This window comes from Paludibacter jiangxiensis, assembly GCF_001618385.1.
Lineage (GTDB): Bacteria > Bacteroidota > Bacteroidia > Bacteroidales > Paludibacteraceae > Microbacter > Microbacter jiangxiensis.
In genome coordinates, this window is sequence record NZ_BDCR01000004.1 from 70,463 (window position 1) to 93,198 (window position 22,736).

16 protein-coding genes are annotated in these 22,736 nt (G+C 41.7%); 1 reads left to right on the forward strand and 15 read right to left on the reverse strand.

The genetic code is table 11. From position 1 onward, the window contains the following. Nucleotide 1: 1 nt before the first annotated feature. From PJIAN_RS10520 to PJIAN_RS10530, 3 genes are all read right to left on the reverse strand, one after another. Nucleotides 2-1,183 (reverse strand): efflux RND transporter periplasmic adaptor subunit, encoded by a 1,182-nt coding sequence (locus PJIAN_RS10520; protein WP_068704830.1) that lies wholly within the window; start codon nucleotides 1,181-1,183, stop codon nucleotides 2-4. Nucleotides 1,184-1,213: 30 nt separating this feature from the next. Further along, nucleotides 1,214-2,539 carry a TolC family protein gene (locus PJIAN_RS10525; protein WP_068704832.1) on the reverse strand — a complete coding sequence of 442 codons (1,326 nt, stop codon included), beginning with the start codon at nucleotides 2,537-2,539 and terminating at the stop codon, nucleotides 1,214-1,216. A gap of 117 nt (nucleotides 2,540-2,656) precedes the next feature. Next, the gene (locus PJIAN_RS10530; protein WP_068704834.1) at nucleotides 2,657-4,483 is read right to left on the reverse strand and encodes a peptidase U32 family protein; all 1,827 of its coding nucleotides are present in this window, start codon (nucleotides 4,481-4,483) and stop codon (nucleotides 2,657-2,659) included. Between the two features lie 481 nt (nucleotides 4,484-4,964). On the opposite strand from PJIAN_RS10530, the gene PJIAN_RS10540 reads away from it, so the two are divergent. Then, nucleotides 4,965-5,936 (forward strand): tetratricopeptide repeat protein, encoded by a 972-nt coding sequence (locus PJIAN_RS10540; RefSeq protein ID WP_153802550.1) that lies wholly within the window; start codon nucleotides 4,965-4,967, stop codon nucleotides 5,934-5,936. A 66-nt stretch (nucleotides 5,937-6,002) separates the two neighbouring features. Here PJIAN_RS10540 and PJIAN_RS10545 read toward each other — a convergent pair whose 3' ends face one another. The 12 genes from PJIAN_RS10545 to PJIAN_RS10600 all read right to left on the reverse strand — a co-directional run bounded on the left by PJIAN_RS10545 (nucleotide 6,003) and on the right by PJIAN_RS10600 (nucleotide 22,664). Next, nucleotides 6,003-7,454, reverse strand: coding sequence for a family 43 glycosylhydrolase (locus PJIAN_RS10545; RefSeq protein ID WP_068704840.1), 1,452 nt, complete (start codon nucleotides 7,452-7,454; stop codon nucleotides 6,003-6,005). A gap of 27 nt (nucleotides 7,455-7,481) precedes the next feature. Continuing rightward, nucleotides 7,482-8,243, reverse strand: coding sequence for an acetylxylan esterase (locus PJIAN_RS10550; protein WP_068704842.1), 762 nt, complete (start codon nucleotides 8,241-8,243; stop codon nucleotides 7,482-7,484). A 573-nt stretch (nucleotides 8,244-8,816) separates the two neighbouring features. After that, nucleotides 8,817-11,348, reverse strand: coding sequence for a glycoside hydrolase family 9 protein (locus tag PJIAN_RS10555; protein ID WP_068704844.1), 2,532 nt, complete (start codon nucleotides 11,346-11,348; stop codon nucleotides 8,817-8,819). A gap of 196 nt (nucleotides 11,349-11,544) precedes the next feature. Further along, a complete protein-coding gene (locus tag PJIAN_RS10560; RefSeq protein WP_068704846.1) occupies nucleotides 11,545-12,987 on the reverse strand; it encodes a family 43 glycosylhydrolase in 1,443 nt (480 codons plus the stop codon). Nucleotides 12,988-13,014: 27 nt separating this feature from the next. After that, the gene (locus PJIAN_RS10565) at nucleotides 13,015-13,749 is read right to left on the reverse strand and encodes an acetylxylan esterase (protein ID WP_068704847.1); all 735 of its coding nucleotides are present in this window, start codon (nucleotides 13,747-13,749) and stop codon (nucleotides 13,015-13,017) included. 358 nt (nucleotides 13,750-14,107) lie between these two features. Further along, complete coding sequence (locus tag PJIAN_RS10570; protein ID WP_068704848.1) at nucleotides 14,108-14,725, reverse strand: TlpA family protein disulfide reductase; 618 nt, start codon at nucleotides 14,723-14,725, stop codon at nucleotides 14,108-14,110. A gap of 102 nt (nucleotides 14,726-14,827) precedes the next feature. Further along, nucleotides 14,828-15,172 (reverse strand): hypothetical protein, encoded by a 345-nt coding sequence (locus tag PJIAN_RS10575; RefSeq protein ID WP_068704850.1) that lies wholly within the window; start codon nucleotides 15,170-15,172, stop codon nucleotides 14,828-14,830. A 59-nt stretch (nucleotides 15,173-15,231) separates the two neighbouring features. Further along, entirely contained in the window at nucleotides 15,232-16,203 is a 972-nt protein-coding gene (locus PJIAN_RS10580; RefSeq protein WP_068704852.1) for a hypothetical protein, read from the reverse strand. 218 nt (nucleotides 16,204-16,421) lie between these two features. Further along, nucleotides 16,422-17,282 (reverse strand): hypothetical protein, encoded by an 861-nt coding sequence (locus PJIAN_RS10585; protein ID WP_068704854.1) that lies wholly within the window; start codon nucleotides 17,280-17,282, stop codon nucleotides 16,422-16,424. A 213-nt stretch (nucleotides 17,283-17,495) separates the two neighbouring features. Continuing rightward, a complete protein-coding gene (locus tag PJIAN_RS10590; protein WP_068704856.1) occupies nucleotides 17,496-19,841 on the reverse strand; it encodes a DEAD/DEAH box helicase in 2,346 nt (781 codons plus the stop codon). Further along, nucleotides 19,838-20,536 (reverse strand): hypothetical protein, encoded by a 699-nt coding sequence (locus PJIAN_RS10595; protein ID WP_068704858.1) that lies wholly within the window; start codon nucleotides 20,534-20,536, stop codon nucleotides 19,838-19,840. The genes PJIAN_RS10590 and PJIAN_RS10595 overlap by 4 nt, the downstream gene beginning before the upstream one ends. A gap of 709 nt (nucleotides 20,537-21,245) precedes the next feature. Further along, nucleotides 21,246-22,664, reverse strand: a complete 1,419-nt coding sequence (locus tag PJIAN_RS10600; RefSeq protein ID WP_068704860.1) for an ammonium transporter — start codon at nucleotides 22,662-22,664, stop codon at nucleotides 21,246-21,248. Nucleotides 22,665-22,736: the final 72 nt, after the last annotated feature.

A 22,736-nucleotide genomic window follows, 5' to 3' on the forward strand; every position in this document is an offset into this window, starting at 1 on the left:
ATTAATTTGCTGTTTTTGGTCTTCTGCTTTCGCTACCAGGACGTTTGGGCATAAACGGACTTGCACCTTCCGATTTGGCCTCTGCACCAGGCATTGTTATTGCCATTTTTTCGCCAACAATTACTTCGTCACCGGCTTTCAGTCCACTGAGGACTTCGGTGTGAGTGGCATCTGTAGAACCGATCATAATCTTAACGGCTTTCGATCCGTTAGGCTGTTTAATCCATACCTGTTTTTCGCTACCGCCCGTTTTGTTGACTCTCTTTCCGGTCGGACTGTAATTGAGCGCTTTATTCGGAATAACCAGTACGTCGTTTTTCTCCATCGTGTAGATATTCACACTGGCGGTCAGACCCGGTTTGAGTTTCAGATCAGGATTGGAAGCTTTAATTACTACTTTGTAGGTTACCACATTAGAAGTGGTGGTGGCTTCGAGACGGACTTGAGTAACTACACCAGAGAATACATCATTGGGAAATGCATCTACGGTAAACGATACTTTTTGGCCTTCTTTTACCTGTCCGATATCGGCTTCGTCAACGTTAGCCAGTACCTGCATTTCGTTCAGGTTGTTGGTAATGGTGAACAGTGTCGGTGTGTTGAAGCTGGCTGCAACTGTCTGGCCTTCATCGACAGCACGTGAGAGAACGATTCCGTCAATCGGCGATACGATGGTGGCATAGTTGAGGTTGGTTTTGGCCTTGATCACATCCGATTGCGACCGTTTGTAATTCAGTTTTGCCGTGTTGTAATTGTACTCAGCCGTTTCGTAATCTGTTTTGCTGACCGCCTGTTTGGCATAAAGATCTTTGATACGGTTGAAGTTCTTTTCCTGATAATCCATCTGTGTCTTGTTGACATTCAGGTCGGTAAGGGCGCTTTCGTAAGTCGAGTTAAGAACGGTTTTGTCAATTTCAGCCAATACCTGTCCCCGTTTTACAACCGAGTTGTAGTCGACGTAAATTTTCGAGATAGTTCCCGATACCTGTGTACCCACGGTAATGGTTTTGATCGGGGAGACAGTTCCGGTGGCAGTTACCGATGCAGATATTGTTCCCATGGCCACTTTCGCTGTTTCCGGAACCGACGGTTGCTGTTTCTCCTTTTTACAGGTAAAAAATCCGATCAGGATCAACACGAGTATGGCTGCGATGCCAATCCATATTTTTGTTCTCTTGTTCATAAAAGTATGTTTTAGAAGTTATTTTGCCGTTTATTGTATAGGAATGTTTTGGTAGAAGTTCAATAATTTAAGATTGAGTACCGCTGAGAATTTTGCCTGTAACAACTCCATTTGAGCAGACTGGTAGGTGTTTTTAGCGTTGAGCAATTCCACCGTGTTTTTCATTCCCAGATTGAACTGATCATTAATAAGTGAGTAGCTGATTTCCGACGATTTCACCTTGTCTTTAGCCGATACATAACGGCTTTGCGATGAAATAACATCCTGATAGGTCGTTTCGATGTTTTTTAGCAATGTTTTTTGAGCTGCCGTATAGTCGAGTTGTGCGTTTTTGATGGCATACTCGGCTTTTTCAACTGCTGATTTGTTTTGGCGGTTGTTGAAAATGGGAATGCTTACAGTTACGCCCAGACTCTGTGCAAGGCTGTTGCTTAGTTGAGTGGTAAACTTTTCGTTGCTATTGTAAATATTACCGGTTCCGATGCTTCCCGAAAGAGATACCGTGGGATAATAAGCAGCTTTGCTTTTGTCGAGCGATAGTTGTGCTACTTTGATATTCATCTGGCCACTCTTAATTTCGGGACGGCTTGAAAGGGCAGTATTGTAAATCTGGCTTTTGTCGGCAACAGGCTGTAATACTTCTTCGTCTTTGATGTCGGGGAAAGCAATATTCAGTTCCTCATTTATATCCAGTTCCAACAACTGTTTTAACGTCAGTTTGGCCTGATCGAGCGTGTTTTGAGAAGACGTGAGTGAATATTTGTCGCTACTCAACTGCGTTTCCACCTGAGCATAATCGTTCATGGCAGTAGAGCCGGCATCCAGCAACTGTTTGGCGCGTTTAAGCTGAGCTTCCGACGATTCTACGGTTTGCTTTCCGATTTTTACGGCTTCGTTGGCATACAATACGTTGAGATAAGCTTGTGTGATGGCTGTTGTAATGTCGTTTTCGGTAGACGAAGACGATAGTTCCTGCAATTGCACCTGCAAGCCCTGTTGTTCGATATTTTTGGAGATTCTGCCACCATTCCACAGCGTCATCGACGAACTGACGGAGTACCGGCCGGCCACGTTACTGTTATTGTGGTACGAACCGCTGAGACCGGCTATCCTGCTATTGGTGAACGTTTGGGAAACGGAAGCATCGAGCGAAGGAAGTTGCGCTGCTTTTGCGGTCAGAAGATCCACTTTGGCATCCGAAACCCCGATTTTCGATTTCTGAATCTGAATGTTGTTTTTCAACGCATAGTCGATGCAACTTTTCAGATCCCACTGAGCGGGTTTTTGTTGAGCAGAAAGCTGTAGCGAGCAGCCGATGCCGATCAACAAGCCCAGAATAATTTTTGTTGGAAACATAATGTCGTGGTTTATAGTTTTCGATCACAAAACTACGACACGACATATGCCTGCTACAATTATATTATAGAAAGGGCTTGTTTTTATCGATATAAAATGGATTTCTATCGACGAATCTTACGGTATCAACAGCTGCATTTCGCAATTCTTACAGTCGAATTTCAGTAAAAAGCGGTCGTTTTTGCCTTGCAGGTAAAACGGTTCGCGGGGAGCCTGCTTCGGGTGTTGTTTAGACGGACACCATCCCATTTCGTATTTCAGACAGTACTTTGTAATCATCACCGGCTGGCCCGATTGCAATTTACCTCCGGTTTCGAGTGCTGCGTCTACCGTTTCCACTCCGTGATCGAGATAAAACGACCGAGCTTTGGCGTTGGAAACGTTGCCCAGATAAGTGAGCTGCGTTTCTGGATAAACCGGTTCTTTTTTTGTTGCCTGACGAAGCGTGGGACGCTGGTTGATGCGGATTATCTGTTCGAGTTTGGCAATCATCTGTCTGCGCCATTCGCTCACTTTCGATGCGGGAAAAAACCAGGGTGACGAAAATTCGGTGCGGATGCTTTGCAGCTCAAAATCAGTATTGCCCAGCTTGGCAAACTGAACCCGGATATTTTCCTTTACTTCCGAAAATCCTTTGGTGGAGAGCTCTTTGTCGCACTCTAAATAGAATTGAATGCGGTTCCTTTCCGCGTCGGCTTCGATGGAAATGCCGTTTGCCGTATCTCTGAAGGTAATGTCGATCTGTATTTTACGTTCGGCCGATTTCTTTGCCAGCATTTTGTCGAACTCCTGATCAAAATTGCGGTAGAGCATCGTACCGGTTTTCAGAAACGGCATCTTGAGCGGCGTTACTTTGTCGCCCTCCACGCGGTTCACACGGATACCGGTAAACAGTCCGTCGGTAGAGAGGAAGCACAGGCCGTCGCCATTTGCCAGCGGCACAAGACTTTTTACTGTAAACGAATTTCGTTCTACTCTTTTTACAATGCCGATGGGTTGCCCTATTGATTTTGGGGTGGTGGTTTGTACCAGCCCTGTGTTACGTTCTTGCAGGAAATAAGTGGTGGCACTGCGCTGGAATGTCCGTTGAGGATCGGGCGTAAAGAAATGTGTTGTCTTGCCCAACGAAGCTCTGGTGTATTTGTCCGAACCTTCGAGCAGAGCATCCAATCGTTGACGGTAGTAGGCCGTGATATTTTTTACGTAGTCGGTTTCTTTGAGGCGACCTTCGATTTTGAACGAAGAGACTCCCGCATCCATCATGGCTCCGAGGTGAGCCGACAGATCGAGATCTTTCAGCGAAAGAAGGTGTCCTTCGGGTGTTAGCGGTTTGCCCGACGCATCGACGATCGAGTAGGGAAGACGACAGAGTTGCGCGCATTCGCCGCGGTTGGCGCTGCGGCCGCGTGTAGCCTGACTGGCATAGCACTGTCCGCTGTAGCTCACGCACAAAGCGCCATGCACGAAACATTCAATGCGGGCTTTGGTATTTGCGGCAATATTCCGTATCTGATCCAGCGAAAGTTCACGTGCCAAAACGATTTGAGCAAAGCCCGCTTCTTCCAGAAACTTTACTTTCTCCGCGGTGCGGTTGTTTGTCTGTGTGCTGGCATGAAGTTCGATAGGTGGCAGATTCATTTTCAAAAGCCCCATGTCCTGCACGATCAACGCATCGGCACCAGCTCGATAAAGTTGCCAGACCATCTGTTCGGCTTCGGCCAGTTCCTCGTCACGCAAAATGGTGTTGAGCGCTACGTACACCCTTGCTCCGAAGCGATGGGCATAGGTAGTAAGTGATTCAATATCGGCAATGGAGTTACCGGCAGCGGAACGGGCACCGAATTTCGGGGCTCCTATGTATACGGCATCAGCACCGTGATTGATAGCTTCAATGCCGGTTTCGGCACTTTTTGCAGGCGATAGCAGTTCGATCGATCTCTTCATAAACAGGACTTCAGAATTGGGATGCAAAGATACGGTAGTTTTGCCGGAACCTCGATGACTCTGGACAGAAAGATTATGTTTGTCCAGAATGGGACAGGGATGACGTATTAAAGAATTTGGCACAAAAAAGATGCTGGATTTGTAAAGAATGCTACGTCAGATTAGGAACGGCCTTGTTCGGTGAGCCAAAAAACAAGAGAGGCAAGCGTAAAATTGTCCATTGTTTGAAGCTCCTGACGCAAGGAAGGAGCAAGTTTGGACAATTTAGCTTGACGAGCGCCGGTTTTTTGAGCGAAGCGGGCATAGCCTTGACTTTTTTGCTTCCTTTTTGTGGCAAGACAAAAAGGAAAGTCGGGGTCGCAGGGGCGGAAGCCCCTTATCTAAGTCTTAAATGCGTAATCCCTACTGAATGAAGGTATTTATTCTTTTGATAACCGCAAAAATGGTTATATTTGAAAAAAAAACAATACGTGCATCACACATGAAAAAATATCTGATACTCATAGTGTTGGTTTGGTCGGTATCCGTTTCTGCTTTTGCTATCGGATTGGATACGCTGAAGGTGTCACTGCCCAGTCTTCATTGGGCTTTGCAGATGAACCTTCCCGGGTTTGTCTTGCAAAGTTCGGATGTGAATACAAAGATAGAAGGCCGTTATATTTCGGCATACAATGATTCGTTGGCCATGGATGTGTCAGTTGGAATAGAGGAAAATTCGTTGCGCCTGAATAGTTCGAAGGCTTTGAGAGATAGCAGCTGGATTCAACTCAAAAGGCTCTTTTATGTAAAACAGGCAGTCATTCCGGATTCTGTCAGATATGAGTCGGGAAATTGTGCTTTCGCTGATTTTTTTGTTTCTTCTATTTATGGAAATGTTGTAAATCAACGCAATATTATTGTTTATCTGTTTTATAACAACTTCTGTGTTACTGTTCAGGTGATAAAATCAAATTATAAAGATACAGATGTTGAGAACCTTAATAAAGTTCTGAGCAGCATTAAATTGATAGCTCCTTACTCGCATGTTTCTCTCGAACATTTTATAGATGGGGTTGATTATTTTAATAATGGAAATTATAATCTTGCCGCAAAAATTCTTCAGATGGCTCTGGATGAAAATAAAAGGGATCAGCTATTGAGCAAAGATCAGTTGTATTGGCTGATTTCCAATCTGGGACTGGCATACGGTTTTTCCAAACAATTGGGTAAGGCCGTCTCCACGCTTAATTACGGTATCCGTACCGACCCTTATTTTCCAATGTTTTACTACAATCTAGCAGGGGTATATGCAATGGCAGATGATCTCACAGAGACGATTTATTACCTGTTTCAGGCATTTCAGTATAAGAAGAATATGGCGCAGGGCAATGAATTTCCAGATCCTAAAAAGGATGAGCTGTTTCGGAAATACTGGAAGAATGAAAAATTCAGGGATGCTGTGCGGAACCTGTAGAAATAAAGAAAGACGCAGATCATACAACCTGCGTCTTTCAAATGTGTTCGTTGATAAATAGTCTGTTTAGTGAGCTTTAAAGTTCCATTTGGAATTGTCACTGTTCATGTCAAATTTGCCAAGTGTGGGTGTACTGTCGCCCGAAGATATCAGTGCCAATTGTTCTTTGGAATTAGGAACCACTTTCGGCATAATTCTGTAAGTACCATCGGTCAGTTGGTCGATGCGCCACAATTGTTCGGGAGCTCCTGTAAATTTCGGTACTGTTACCAATTCGGCATCGGCAGTTGCAGCTAAAGCACGTTCAGTTCCTTCAATTACTATTTTGTAGTAAGGGCCTCCGGGGTTTCCACCACCATCGGGTACTGCTGTGATTGTCCATTTTTGATGAGGACGGAACATATAATCGCCGATTCTTACATCAATGTTTCCTGTCGGCCATGTGTTGATAACATCAGATAACTGCTGTGAAGCAACGGGTTTAATCGGTTCGTCGTTGTTGCGTCCGAAACCGCGCATACCGCCCGGCATTCTTGTGAAGTCAACCACCAGTTCCAATGCATATCCTCTGCGTTCCGATTCAATTTCGTAGGTACCTTCTTTGAAGTTCTCTCCTGCAACAGGCCATCCGTTTTTCCACAACAATGGGCGAATGCCTAATACGCTACGGCCGCTCTGATCCAAATCGGCTTCGTAGTGGCATGACATTTTTTCTACACCGTCACCCAAAATCCAACGACCGAAGTGACCGGGCCCTGTGACGCGTCCACCGGCAGCAACGACCATCTTACCGCCGCCTTCCAGCATGTCGCGTCCCATGTTGTCGAGGTAAGGACCTGTAACTTTTCTGGAACGACCGACAACGATATTGTAGGTTGAGTTAGCTCCATCGCAGCAGGTTCCATGGGTACCCAGCAGATAATACCATCCATCGCGGTACATCAAATCGGTAGCTTCGCAGTCAATGGCAATATTGATGGCTTTGTTACCTTCCACACGTTTCCCGGTTTTAGGGTCGAGTTCCACTAAGCGAATAAAGCCGAAATAGGTACCGTATGACATCCACAAACGACCGGTAGTGGGATCAAGAAGAAGTCCCGGGTCGATAGCGTCGCAATCTTCCATGTTTGCAGATGATGCAACGACGATTGGCTCTGTAAATTTAAAATCAGGAGATTTCGGATCAAGCGTTTTATTCCACATGGTATTGATTCTACCATCGTGTCCGCCACCCAGTCCGCCACCGGTAGATCCATACACAACGAGGTAACGATCACCGATTTTGATTACATCAGGAGCTGCACCGCCACCGGGGCGTACGGCACCACCGTTCCATGTCCAGCCGTCTTCGGAGATTAATCCGCCGCCACCTGTACCAAAAGTATAATATTTTCCGTCGCACTCCGCAATTGTGGAGGGGTCATGTATAAATGGTTTCCCGATTTGTGCTTTCGCTGTTCCGGCTAACATTACCGATAACAGGGCTGCTACGCCCATTAATTTTGTTCTGAAGTTCATGTGTATATGATTGTTTTAAGGTCGTTTTTATTCGCAACTAATGGTTATGTCTTTGATCGGTGCTCCTTTTTCATCCAGGAAGCGAACGCAGAAATCGCTCATTCCGGGGCCATTGATTACAGCTCCACGAATGATGTTTTTGCCTTTGTTCAGCGTCAGGCGGGTCGATACGCAATCGTCCACAACCATGCGTCTGTCACCCGAGAGCAACAAAGCTTCCTTGCCGTTGAGCCACCACATAGATGCCGAATTGGATCCTACGGCCATTCTTACGTTTTTCATTTCGCGAGGACAATTAACCACAGTTACCGTCCAAAACAGAACTCCGTAAATTTGTTTTCTTAAGCCATAGGCAAAGCGGAACAATTTGACGTTGTAGTTTTTGCTATCCAAAGCATGCCATTTTAACTCCTGTTCGCCTGCTTTTACAGTCTCTCCATCTTTGGGAAGCATTGTGAACTGGTTGGGGAAATACTCGGTTGAGAATGCTTTGCGGAGGTAACTGTCGGTAAATACAGTGTTACCGCGGTTGGGTTTGTTGATTGGGTCTAAAAGTAACCAACGTTGGATGAAGCCTTTTGCATCCGGACTCTTTTTTGCGGCTGTGGCCGGCGTGAAGTATCCTGAGATGCTTCTTGCGGTATCGCTCGCGGTACTGATCTGCACGGTGCTGCTCTGTGCAGTACTTCTCTTTGTAGTCTTTGACTGAGCGTAACTCCCTTGCAATCCTAGTCCTGCCAGAATTACTGAGCTTACAGCTAATAGTAATGTTTTTCGTTTAATGTTCATGGTAGATCTTTACAGTTTTACATTTGGTGTTCTTAAAAATATGAATTTACTTGTATCACAAAACTACAAATTTTTTTGCTTCGTAAGGCAGGAATTTTACCTTTTGAGGCAGTAAAAAAATTGATTAGTAGCAATATGGATGGCGACATATTGTGAAATTGACACTCTGTTTTTGAATGGGAAATGCCCTGATGTATTCAATTTCCGCTATCGTTAATTTGTACAAAAAGTTAAGCGAAATGTGTTTTTGTAAGAATTTGTATGATAATATTTTGATGTTTGACTTTAGAGCAATGTTGCTGTCATTGATTATACAAACCTTTCGGATATCTTTCCCCTCAGAACTACAGTTGTCGATTTTTTCAAATTGTCCCGGAAGTGTTTCCCCGTGTGGGGGATCTGAGTTGTCTGTTCATGGTTGGTTTATGTGAATTTCTATACCTGATGTTATTTTTTTAGTCTGTTTTGCTGTTTTTGCGCTGGAATGTATCGTCAAAAACAGGCGGGTTTTTCGGACGAAGCATGTTTTTGCTCTTTTGTTGTTATCATTGAGATGACGCAAAAAATGAATGCTTATTTTGCCAGATTCTTAAATACCGATCCAAAAATCAAATAATTGGTATTTCCGGCAATGGTACCCTCGTTTTCTCCCCACAAAAATGGCCAGTCGTCGTAGTTTTCAAAGTGGTCGGGGTTTCTGAATAATACACCCGGAGCTACATTGCCCGGAATAGCGGAAAAATCGGCGCGGTTATTGCCGTAAAAAACCGCTTTGGGACGCGTGGCGCCCACAGTTGCCACAAACGAATAGTTGTGGTACGGGTGGCACCCAAACAACCAGTTGGATACCTTGTAAATATTGCTGATATCCACAATGTCGGGGAAATACTTATTGGCAAAGCAGACAGTGGTGCCAAAATTCAACAGGAGTCCGTTGCCGGCCCAGTTACCCAGTCCGATGGGTACTCCGTAAGGATTTTGCTTTTCAAGTCCTTTGATGTATTCGTTGTATTTTACCACATAGGGGCGGAGTTTTTCTTTGTAGGATGCGTCCATGTGCGGAATAGCGTCCAATGCCGTGAGCAGTCCGAACGTTACGTTGCGGTCAAGAGCAGTCCATAACAATTCCTGAAATTTATCGATGTACTGTTTCTCACCGGTTGCAATATACAACTGAAGATTCGTGGCGACATCTGCCGATCCGAAACCTCTGCGCATATTATCTTTAGGCTGTTTGGCAAGCAATTCCGTTGCCTCTTTCTGCAACCGTTTCGACTGTTGCAATGCTCTTGCAGCAAGATCGTCGTTATATCCCTTCAAAGCACGGCTTGCAGCAGCAAACATCGTTGCGGCCTGAAGATCGAGGCGCGGATTACGGCTTGTAAAGGCCCACATATCATCCTTTACTCCACTTGAGCGGCCATCGGGGGCTATTTCGTAAGGACCGAGATTTGGATTATAGGGAAGTCCGTCTGTTATAGAGGCTGCATCTCCAAGGTGATGGTAATTATCCAGCACTGAGTTAGAGAGCGTTTGTGCCATGTGGCCTATTTTCTCTGCCTGAGCTACCAGATTCAGCGTTCCGTGCTCGATAAACTGCAACACGTCGGGCGTTCCATCGGGACGGTGAAGGTCGACATAGCGATGCTTCTCATCCACGAACGTCTCATCGCGCGAGGGTTTGAAATAGTCCCATGTCTGCACAAAATTTTCCACGACGCTGATGTTCGATTCTGTCTCTATATCAAAATCGCCTGCATCGAAAAAGCCGCCTACGTTTAATCCGGGAATCAGCTCCAGAGCTTTGTATTTTGTGTCGGTGGTAGGCCCCTGAGAGTGCAGGTCGAAATGGTCGGTGTTGGGCGGAGCCTGCAGATAACCATCTTTAAAGGGTTCGCCGTGCCATACCCTGTAACCCTCTTTTACATACATATGATCCATATGTATCGGAATCCACACATCGCTGGTAGCATCGATTATCTTGTCGTAAACGCTGTTGTCAATTAAAAAATTATTGGTTTTGGTATTGCCATACTGAATATAGTAGATCCCGGGTGTTTTAACCGAAGAGAAATCGAATTTCGCATAGTGATATTTGTAATAATCGCCCCATGATACCACATTGCTGCTGAATACTTCGGAAGCATTGCCGGTTTCGTCAATTTTATACAACGATGCTTTTACAAGCGGTTTGTCATTCTTGTCGAGTTCAATAACAGATACTTTCGGTTGCGAAGGGATGTAACCTACCTGAGAGATACCGATATTGGGTTCGCGTACCCAATCCTTAATGGCATTGGGTTCAACGGTCCAGGTCAATACCTTGCCTGTTTTTCCCGCCGGAAGCAGGCTGCGAACTACAAACCAGCCGTTTTGTGCCAACATGCGACCGTCGAAGAGCATCAGATTGGCATCCGGCGAGGTGATTTTCACCAAGCGACTCGGTTCATCGGGCGCAAGCAGCAGGGTGTGACCGGTTTCGAGAGGGAGCGGATCAACAAATTTGCCTGTACCTCTGTCGTCAGCAGTTACATATCCTTTGTATTGCTTGATTTTTTCACTGTTTGGTTTCGCAATGGTACTGCTAACAGCATATCGGGGGAAACGGTTGAAGCGTCCATCCATCAGATAGGTCTTCGACCAATATTGGGAGGGAAGAAATTCCAGGTTAAAGCCGGCTTTCCCTTCGAGAAATTTCGGAACCGGTTTATCGAGGTAAACAGATATTTCGACACTTTTACCTTTGGCCGTGGCGACCACGCGTGAATCGAAATCAAAATCTTTATACCGTAACGTGACCTCGATAGAGTTGGATGCGCGGTCAACCTTGCGGTTTGACACCGAAGGCACCAGATCCCACTGCTCGGGAGTATTGGAGAGCCGTACGGCACCGCCTTGCGCCGTTCTGACACCATGGTGAATCAGTTCGATGCCCGCGTTCTTTTCATCGTTAAAGCCACCTGTGAAAAGGTTGCTGTACACAAGAAGATTGACTCCCTGCTTCTCGAAATACTCAAGATCATTGAGTTTCAAATCCTGAGCCGAAGCATGGCTGAATGCCGTCAGTAGTAGTACAACAATTGAGAAATGTGTTAGTCTCTTCATCTGTATTCGAAAATAAGGTTATCGTAACGAGGGCTGGCATTAACAACCAGAATCAATTTGACATATTTATGTAGTCAGGGTTTAAATTCAGAAATGTTCCAATACCGATAGAAATCGGCCTGCACACAAAAAAAAGGCGCAATTTGAAAGAATTGCGCCTTAAATTCATAAATAATTTATTCCTTGCCAAGGTTGCTTAATGCGCCTTAAAATTCCATTTGGAATTGTCGCTCTTCATATCAAACTTGCCCAATGTTGGCGTACTGTCGCCCGAAGATACCAAAGCTAGTTTCTCTTTCGAATTGGGAACTACCTTCGGCATAATGCGGTATGTACCATCTGTCTGCTGATCGATGCGCCACAATTGTTCGGGAGCACCTGTAAACGACGGAACAGTGATCACTTCGGCATCAGCAGTTGCAGCCAAAGCACGGTCGGTGCCTGCAATTACAATTTTATAATACGGACCACCCAAATATCCACCTGCGTCGGGAACGGCCGTGATTGTCCATTTTTGATGAGGGCGGAACATGTAGTCTCCGATTCTTACATCAATGTTTCCGGTCGGCCATGTGTTGATTACATCAGCTAACTGCTGCGAAGCAACAGGTTTTACCGGTTCGTCGGTGTTACGTCCGAATGCGCGCATACCGCCCGGCATACGTGTAAAATCGACCACCAGTTCCAAGGCGTATCCTCTGCGTTCCGACTCAATTTCGTAAGTGCCTTCTTTGAAGTTATCTCCGCCAACAGGCCATCCGTTTTTCCACAACAATGGGCGAATGCCTAATACGCTACGGCCGCCCTGATCCAGATCGGCTTCGTAGTGGCACGACATTTTCTCCACGCCGTCATCAACGATGGTACGTCCGAAGTGCCCCGGACCGTTAACACGTTCGCCGGCAGCCAGCACCATTTTACCACCACCTTCCAGCATGTCGCGCCCCATATTGTCGAGGTAAGGGCCAGTTACTTTTTTGGATCGACCCACCACGATATTGTAGGTTGAGTTTGCACCGTCGCAGCAGGTTCCATGAGTACCCAGCAGATAGTACCAGCCATCGCGATACATCAAAGCCGTAGCTTCGCAATCGATAGCGATATTGAGTTCTTTATTGCCGGCAACGCGCTTTCCGGTTTTCGGATCGAGCTCCACTAACCGAATATAACCGAAATAAGTACCGTATGTTAACCATAAACGACCATCGGTCGGATCGAGGAGAAACGCAGGGTCGATTGCTTCACAATCATCGTCGCCGTTACTTGATGCAACCAGCGTTTCGTCTTTGTATCCGAAGTCAGGCGATTTCGGATCGAGTGTTTTTGTCCACATCACAAGCACATCGCTTGCATGTTGTTTCCTCGCACCTCTGGCATACGACACATAATACCGGTCTCCGATTTTAATAATATCGGGAGCGACACCGCCACCGGGCCGTACACCGCCGCTATTCCATGTCCAGCCGTCTTCGGATACTAATCCGCCGCTACCTGTACCAAAGGTATAATACTTTCCATCACACTCCACTACACTTGAAGGGTCGTGTATAAATGGTTTCCCGATTTGTGCTTTCGCTGTTCCGACTAACAATACCGATAACAGGGCTGCTACGCCCATTAATTTTGTTCTGAAGTTCATGTGTATATGATTGTTTTAAGGTCGTTTTTATTCGCAACTAATGGTTATGTCTTTGATCGGTGCTCCTTTTTCATCGAGGAAGCGGACACAGAAATCGCTCATTCCGGGGCCATTGATTACAGCTCCGCGAATGATGTTTTTGCCTTTGTTCAGCGTCAGGCGGGTCGATACGCAATCGTCCACAACCATGCGTCTGTCTCCCGAAAGCAACAGGGCTTCCTTACCGTTGAGCCACCACATAGATGCAGAATTGGAACCAACAGCCATTCTTACGTTTTTCATTTCGCGCGGACAGTTAACCACGGTTACCGTCCAAAACAGAACTCCGTAAATTTGTTTTCTTAAGCCATAGGCAAAACGGAACAATTTGACATTGTAGTTTTTACTATCCAAAGCATGCCATTTCAACTCCTGTTCGCCTGCTTTTACAGTCTCTCCATCTTTGGGAAGCATTGTAAACTGGTTGGGGAAATACTCGGTTGAGAATGCTTTGCGGAGGTAACTGTCGGTAAATACAGTGTTGCCGCGGTTGGGTTTGTTGATTGGGTCTAAAAGTAACCAACGTTGGATGAAGCCTTTTGCATCCGGAGTCTTTTTTGCGGTTGTAGCCGGCGTGAAGTATCCTGAGATGCTTCGTGCGGTATCGCTTTGCGCGGTACTGCTCTTTGCAGCCGTCGACTGAGCGTAACTTCCTTGTAATCCTAATCCTGCCAGAATTACTGAGCTTACAGCTAATAACAATGTTTTTCGTTTGATGTTCATGGTAGATCTTTACAGTTTTAAATTTGGTATTTTTGAAATAAAACGAATATATCTATTTGCAAAACTACAAATAAAATATTGTTTTATGCTATAATACAGGCAAATACAACAATAAAGAACAATGATAAGCAGCTTCTTATTGTTACTTATCTTGTCCATGCAAAAGGATTGAATCCGTTGGTATTTAATTCATGGGGGAGGCGGGTTTCTGTACTTTTTTTTTACTCTTTTGGAGGCCGTGTTCCAGCACCCAATAACATCTTGCCATCGGTTTCAAGTAAATTAAAATCTGTGTTATCAGCTAAATCAGCTTCAATCATAGTGGTGACAATCGCATGTGCCCCGAAACGGTGTTTTTCTATTTGGTATTTAACTCTTTTTCTATTATTTGCTCAAGCCTCCGAATGTCTTGAGCTATGTTTTCAGGTTCTAAACTTCCGCCACTTTTCAGGAATATAATTTTCCCTGCTTTATCAACAATAATTGTAGTGGGATACCCTTGACTGAAATTCAGTCTGCAACATTCAACTACACTCATTGGATAGACAGGGAAGGATAATTTCAGTGTATCAACAGATTCTTTAGCTTCTTCAGGAGAGTCGCTTGTAAATGAGATAAACTGAAATGCAGGATTTTTCATGAATTTCTTATGGAGGTTACAAAGTTCATTCATTTCAGCAATGCAAGGTGCGCAATACTTAAACCAAAAATTGATAATGGTGACTTTCCCGATTAATCCTTTTTCTGCTATTGTTTGCCCATCTATACTAATGGCTGTAAAAGCAGGATATTTTTTCCCTAAGTTCAGTTGGAAAATGCTGTCTCTTTTGTGAAAATAAGACTCCATATCAGTATCGAGAGAATTTGTTTTTCTTTCAAACTTAGGTTCTACTGGTTTTTGGTTGATTTCTTGTCCAAAAGCCAGATTTATGTCTAAAATCAGGAGGGCAATAATCAACTTTAAAATCTGTCTCATACTTCCTTTCTATGGTATTAGGTTTTCTAATCCGATAACAACATCCACCGCTTGCATCATATCCGGAGTGTCAGGGAACAAACTTATTTGTTCCCAAATACACTACTGTTCTTTTGTTAATTCTTTTTCATCTGTTTCTTTTGGAAAGAAATCTGAAATCAACATTGGTGTAAAAATGCAGACAATTCCAATTATTGATTTCAATCCGAAATCGCCAACGAAATTCATTCCGATTAGGTATATCCCACAAATTATAAAAACTACTTTAATCAGTTTTTTGTTCCAAACAAAAGCGCCAACCAAATATGATATTCCGAGTAAAGTAAACATTCCTACATTCATAATGTGATTAGTTTCGTCACTATAATGCAGAAACCAGTTTGATATTTTTCCGACCAAAACAATGCCGATTAATACCAGAAAAATGTTGTTTAATAGCTTTTTCATACATATTTGTGTCTTATGGAATTTTCATTAACTTAACATTGAAATTACACAAAAGTTGCTTATTGTTTCTTTAAAAACATTTTGTTGAATAATCTTCGTAGTTTATTGATGTTTGTAAATTCATAGCCTGCATATTGATACCCATTTGATATAATTAATGTATTGTTGCAATTTTTTGTTGTAAAGAAAAGTTCCAAGATTGGCCTCTCTTTTGACTGCTGACCTTCTTTTGAAATGTGAGCTTTATATGATATGCACGCAGTTAAAGTTGTATCAGGAAAAGATTTAAAGTCTTCTTTGAATTTTAATGTGTTTTTTGTAATTGCCTTTTTCAGAATATCACTTATCTTCTTTGTGGGAACCCCATAAGCAATGTCTGTGTTAGGAAACCAAACTAATACTGATAATGAATCGATAGACGTGAATACTGTTTGTATATATTCATAGATTAGGGTGCTTTGGGGAAGAAGGTCATTTTCGCAAATGATTTTCATGTAATCACCCCTATCGCTAAAAGACACTAACTTTATCGTGAATTGATTTCTAACCTTTAATGAGTCTTCCGTTTGAACGCCAAACCATGGTTGAGGGAAAAGATAATATGTGTCTTTTGCAATCATACTTGAAGATTTTATTTTTTTATCTTTAAGGTCAGTCGAGAAATACCTATATGAGTGATTTCTGCTAAGATACGTATGCAAGATACTATCGCTGGAATTTAATAATAACTGATCTACACCATCAAGTGTTTCTTTAAGTTTATATTTTATTGAATTTATAGTCGAATGATTGCAAGTTGAATAATCCACCAATGATTCAATTTTTTTATTTTTAATTAAATGATAAATCGAGTCGTTATTTTTAATCTTATAAAATCCCATATTGAACAAAATACTATCTGATTTTGATTTGTAAAAATCCGTTGTGTTTTCTTCTTTCTTTGGAGAATTAAAATCATCAAATAGACTTTGAGCTTCAGTATTGCAACCAAAAGTTAGCACTAATAAAATAGTTAACATCCTTGTTTTCATATCACTTATATAAGTTTTTTTTTCTGCTGGCGCGGGTCTCCCGACCTGTGCCCTTGCAAAGCTTCAAAACATATTTTTTTGTCTGTTTTTTTAATCCGGATATCAGAAATGTCAAGCTCGTTTACGGTATATATGTTACTTCCATAAATTGCACGGGTCGGGAGATTCGCGCTTGCACGGGAGAACTGAACTTGCAAATTGCACTGAAACCGCTATGTTTAATGACCGCGTGTTGGCGGTAGTTTTTCAACATTAATTAAAGTGCGAAAATAATCCTTGAATTCAATCTTGTAAATCGATCTGAATGCAATGTCGAATTTCTGATCATTTAAGGATAAATGTAATAGACTAATTAATTTAGGTTTCCCATATTTTTCTATCAAATCATCAACAATAAAAGCAAACTCTGAGTACGCATATTTATATAAATCATTTAAAGGATATGTGTTCACAGTTTTTCCTTTTGCTGCCATTCCAAATGTCCCCCAATCAACAGGATTAATAACGTACCCTCTTAGTATCCGTTGCCTGACAGTATCGAGTGGCGGATAACCATCATGGCCTAACATCTGCGAAGAATATGTCGCAATACCTTCCAAAAACCAAAGTGGATAACCTGTCAGCTTAGAGTTTGTTATATTTTGATTTATAATAGAATGTGAAAGTTCATGTTGTAAGTACGAACATAATGCTCCTGCTTTTGTTTCAAAATATTCACGAGAATACAAAATATAAACTCTACCCCAAAAAGGCTGAGTAACAAACTTCACATCATGCCCATTAAATCTACGATGCTCTTTAATGTTTGAGCTAATTACAATTTGGACTTTTCTTTGAAATTTGAGGTTATGAAAATTTTCAACCTTGACAATTAAACTATCAACTTTTGGAAATTTTCTCAAATCTACTTCTCCTTTATGATAATATATAACTGAGCTCTCTGTCTCAATTTTATCAAATCCAATCAACCATGGACACATAAAATTTAGTCTTCCCCAAAAGAATAAATACAAAACAATAAGAACCAGCCCAATGATTAAAAGCTTAATTATGAATCTCGTTTTAGAATTTAATCTCATGAATTACAATTTCAAAATCAATGTTTAAATATCATGTCTTCATCAGTAATGAAGATCTACTTCAAAATTACAGCCAACGACCGAGGCTATGGGCATTTGGCGGTTTGCGGGAGCGTTCACTGTCGCACAGCGACAAAGTGAATGCGGGAGCAAAACTGCCTGAATGCACGTCAGCCAGCCAATGCCTATAGGCGGGTGTTACCAGTAGTTTTTTTATACATATCTTTCGATTAGTTCAAATTTTGTTGGACTTAAATTTGTTATTTGCTGCGAGAATATAATTTCATTTTCATCTACATATTCAATATATTGTTTTAACCAATCAATTTCCTCAAAACCAAATCCATATCTTAGTAACCATATTTCTAACTCGTCATTTGTACCATATTTAATGTAATTCCTTAATGTCAACGCTCTTTGGTCGAGTGTTTGATTATAATACAACTGGAATGCTGCTGCTAAGGGGTCTGATAAAGATAATGAGATAACTTTATCAAGATAGTCATATGTATCATAAACTAAGATATCGTAATCAAAATCTATTATTGATGTGTTTCTAGGGAAAATTCCGGCAGTTGTTGCACTTGGGTCAGGAAGAGGAGTTGCAATAGTTGAATGTCTTATAGTTATTGATTTTCTTAATTGTGATGCATCTTCAGATGAAATTTCATTCTTTCTTAATCTTGATAGAATTCTTCTCTGCTCATCTTTATTTGTCAAGAAAGCATGACGAAGTGAAACAATTTCTTTAAATGATTTACCTTGTATCTTCCAAAGTAAGATTGGAATAGAAACACTCAAAACACTAGCCTCTCCTCTTGTTAAGTTGTTTTTTCTTAAATGACTTATGTAGATCTGTTTAAAAGCATTTTTCACCTTGTTTCTGCTATCATCATCCAAATTGTAATAATCTTTACCAGTGATTGGGATATTATCTTTTAAGAAACTTTCAAGAATAAATTCAATAAAAGAATTTATGTCTGCATTCGATAGTCGCTCTATTTGACTCTCTGTTAAATGTAAGTCATTGTTAAACGAATCATTTTTAATTGCTTCGGAAATATCTTTTAAATCTTCAGGTAAGTCATCTATACTCGAATCAAGCATTGAGGTTTCTTTGAGAGATGTATTATTTCTCATTCGATTGCAAAAACGAGCTACATTTTTTGATTCAATGACAACATATCCATAATCAAATGAATTTGGAACAAGTGTACTTCGACCTGCACGGCCAATTAGATTTTTTAAATCTAAATTTTTTTTATTTTCATCACCGTCAAATCTAAAATTATTAATCCAAACAACATCAAAAGGCATATTAATTCCTTGGGTTAAAGTAGAAGTTGCAAAACATATTTTTGCATAACTCTTGTTGACAAATTTCTCAATTAATAGCCTCGCAAATAAAGGCATTGAACCATGATGAACAACAATCCCAATTTCCATCATATCAATCATATAAGAGTGCTTTTCACCTGCGCGCTCTGATGCCCCAATGAAATCCCTAAGTTCATTTATTATCTCAATCGCTTCAATATTTTCAATTTTGGGACAAAGTTCAATGTATTTTGCAAAATCAAGAATATAACTTCCATCATATATTTTTGATTTTGAAATATAAACTAGTAGAGTTCCATTATTCTTTAGAATATTTTCAATCAATTCTACTTCAACGAAAACTTGTTCATTATCTATGTTCTCAGCATATGGAGAAAAATACTTAAATGTGTTGTTTTTTTCTGACAAAAAAATCTTACCTACTGAATTATGATTGTATCTCGCAAAATCAGAGTTATTTACAAAACCATGTTTTTTTAATTGCGCCTCAGGGTTTTGAACAAATGGGTGAGTGAAAACTTTCTTCGCATTTGGTAGTAATTTATCAACCCTCCTTACAAATGAATCAAATCTCATTCCTCTAATTCTTTCTTCTGAAATTTGAGCTTCATCAAATAAAAATAAGCCAATATTTAAACTATGAATAATGCTAAATAAATCTTCCCCTCGCTCTGGTGTGATAATATATATCCGCCTACTAGTTCTATTGATATTTACATTTTCAATGAATTGTAAAACTAATACAGAATTATCCCCTTTTAAAAGTTCCCTTACTCTAAACAAGTATTCAGAAATTAATGCTCTAGATGGAACAACAATAATAATATCAGTTTCTGCTTTTAAAATCAATTCTCTAAATAAATAAGACTTTCCTGAGCTTGTCGGGGCAGAGAATGAAAAATAATTCTTATTTGTGATTTTTTGAAAAGCACTTGCTTGAACAGGTGTAAATCTGTGACCTGTTTCAGCTTGAATGGTATCAGCAAAAATAGAATAAACTTCCTCGATAATATTAGACGGTTTTGTCGTTTTATAGAACAAACCTATTAAATGCATCAGTTTGCTTTCATACATGCTAAAGGTTTGAGGATGGAATTTCTTTATATAAGACAATTTTTCAAATTCTTGAGAATTAGTTGGTCCGGTTGAATGTAAATTGTCAATAATATCCTTAATTACGTTATCTATTTCAGGATGATTAATGTATTCGGTAATTTTCATATTTCAACACCAATTAAGTATAACTCTGGATATTCTAATAACTTTTCAAAGCAATCTGACTCTATTGCAGTTCTAAAAATTCGTTCATATTGTTGTCCGTTTATTGAAAAAGCAGCTACATAAGCTTTTTCACCATTTATTGCTTTTTGCATTGCTTCATCTGATGCAAAATTTTTTAAATGAACGAAATCCATAATGTCTTTTTTATCATCAATGAAGCCAACTATTTGATTTATTGCGATTGTATGTGGATTCGAATTACTACTATATTTTGCCTCACCAAAAGTTATTAGATTAGCTGAACTTTCTGTATGAAAGTCAAATCCTGGATTACCTGTTATTTTTTCTTTCCAAATTTCAGCCAATGGAATAAACTTATGATCCATATGATTTATCAATGAATCCCTTGCTGATTCAGAAACAAGATATTCACCAAACTCCTCGGTTACAGTATCGTCAACTTTCTCAAAAATCTGAGTAACTAATTTTACAATTGTTTTTTCTGCACGAGCTGCATATGACATTTGCTCAACTACTCCTAAATTATTAATCCAACTTTTGTTTGAAATAGATTGAATTATCTCTTTAGCTCTCGATTCTACATCAGTTATCTTCACATGGATTTTGTAGACTAGTCCTTTAGATGTCTTACCATAGTCTTCCATATTTACAATATCGATACTTAATATTTCCATGTTAGATTTGATGTTGTTTTTATTTTTTTCAAAATTACTGGTAACATTTCTGTAAGGGAAACAGAATTTCCCTTACATCCGCCTTGTGAGTCTTTTGTGTTTTTGTAAATTGTTGTTTATTAGCGAAATAATAAATTCGTATTTATTATGGTAGTTTCTCTTACAAAATTATTAACTTTTGTTTGTATATCTCGGTTGTCGATTTGTCTTGCAAATCAATCTCTATCATTCTTATCTTCAAATAACCCGGGCTATATGTCCAAACTGTCTAACGGATTTCTAATCTGGTCGAAGCCCTTGGTGGTTACGTGTGTATAAATCTCCGTTGTTTCCCACTAGAATGCCCTGGTTTCGGTAACTATTTGCTTAGTGTTTTATTAGAAATGGCAGGCAATGCAGTTTAACTATTTCCGCTTCAAAACTACAAATTAGTTTTCGAAAGACGAAGTTTTTTGTTAATATTATTTTTACGGATAAGGTTTGCTTCTTTTGGTGCAAAAAGGTAAAGGATTTATTTGCAGGTCGCTGTGATTGCTCAATGCGAGTCGGAGCTCGCATCACCCAAAACTTCATGTCATTGGTTTCAGTTAAAGATGGCAATCGCCTTTCATTTCGATGGTGCCAAAAAAGATCGATAAGAGCAACAAAAAAGCGCCTGCAGCAGTTGCCACAAGCGCTTTTAACAAAAGCAAAACTGGTTCTGGTTCTATCAATCGAAGTAGGTATAGCCTGTTTCTGCGTGGTACGATTCATCGAGACCGAGTGCTTCTTCCTTATCGGTAGCACGGATGCCGATGGTAAGCTGTACCAGCTTGAATAGTATGAAGGTTCCGGTAGCAGAGAAGGCGATGGTGGCGCCTACGCCCATAAGTTGTACCAGAAATTGATGCGCGTTGCCGTAGAAGAGGCCGGCGCCGGGGTGGTTGCCTGCGGTGGCAAAATATTTGGTCACTGCCGGAGTGGCAAACAATCCGGTGAACAACGTTCCTACAATACCTGCAATTCCGTGGATACCGAATACGTCGAGCGAGTCGTCGTAGCCAAGTTTCACCTTGACAAAAGCAACCATCAGGAAGCAGATAATGGCAGCAACCAGTCCGATGACCATAGCGCCTTTCACGTCTACAAAACCATTGGCAGGTGTGATGGCTACCAAACCGGCAACGGCGCCGGTACAGATGCCTACCACGGTCGGTTTTTTACCTACAACCCAGTCGAGCACGGCCCATACGGCTGCTGCAACGGCGGTTGCCATGTGCGTGGTAAGGAATGCGTTGCCGGCCAGGAAGTCGGCGCTCAGTCCGCTACCGGCGTTGAAGCCGATCCATCCGAACCAGAGCAGAGCTGCACCGATAGCCACGAAAGGAATATTGTGAGGGGGAATGGCGTGTCCCTGATAGTCGCGGCGGCGTCCCAGCAATAAAACGGTGACGATGGCCGTGATACCCGAGTTGATTTCCACAACGGTACCGCCCGAGAAGTCCATCAGGCCCAGTTTGGCAAGCCAGCCGTCAGCCGACCATGCCCAGTGAGCAATAGGATTGTAAACGAAGATTGACCATAATAACGTAAATACGAGAAATCCCTTGAAATTGATGCGTTCTGCAAATGCTCCGATGACAACGGCCGGGGTGATAACGGCAAACATGCACTGGTACATGATGTAAACAATGTGAGGAATAGTGCCGGTCATTTCGGGCGCTCCGTTGACTATTTTGCCGGTTGCCTGCGCGTGCGAGATGAAGTAGGGGCTCAGGTCGCCTATGCCTATGCCGTTGAGGAATGACCAGTCGAGGCCTCCGATAAACGGAGCCAATGCGCCTTTTGAACTGCTGAAGGAAAGGCTGTAGCCACATACGATCCACTCGATGCTGACAATGGCGGTAATGATAAAGCACTGCATCATCACATTCAGTATATTTTTACGACGGACAAGGCCTCCGTAAAACAACGCCAGACCGGGAATGGTCATTAAAAGAATCAGCGCGGCAGACATGATAACCCAGGCGGTATCACCCGTATCTACTTTAGGAGCAGGAACATTGGTAACAGCTGCTGTTGCCTGTGCTAGTGCAGGGAAAGTGCATGCGATAAGGAGTCCTACCGCAATCAGAATAGATTTTCTCATTGTTGAATAAAACTAATTTACTGTTTTAGGGAATAACGACATGGCGTTACCGGAATTGGGTGAAAATGCGGG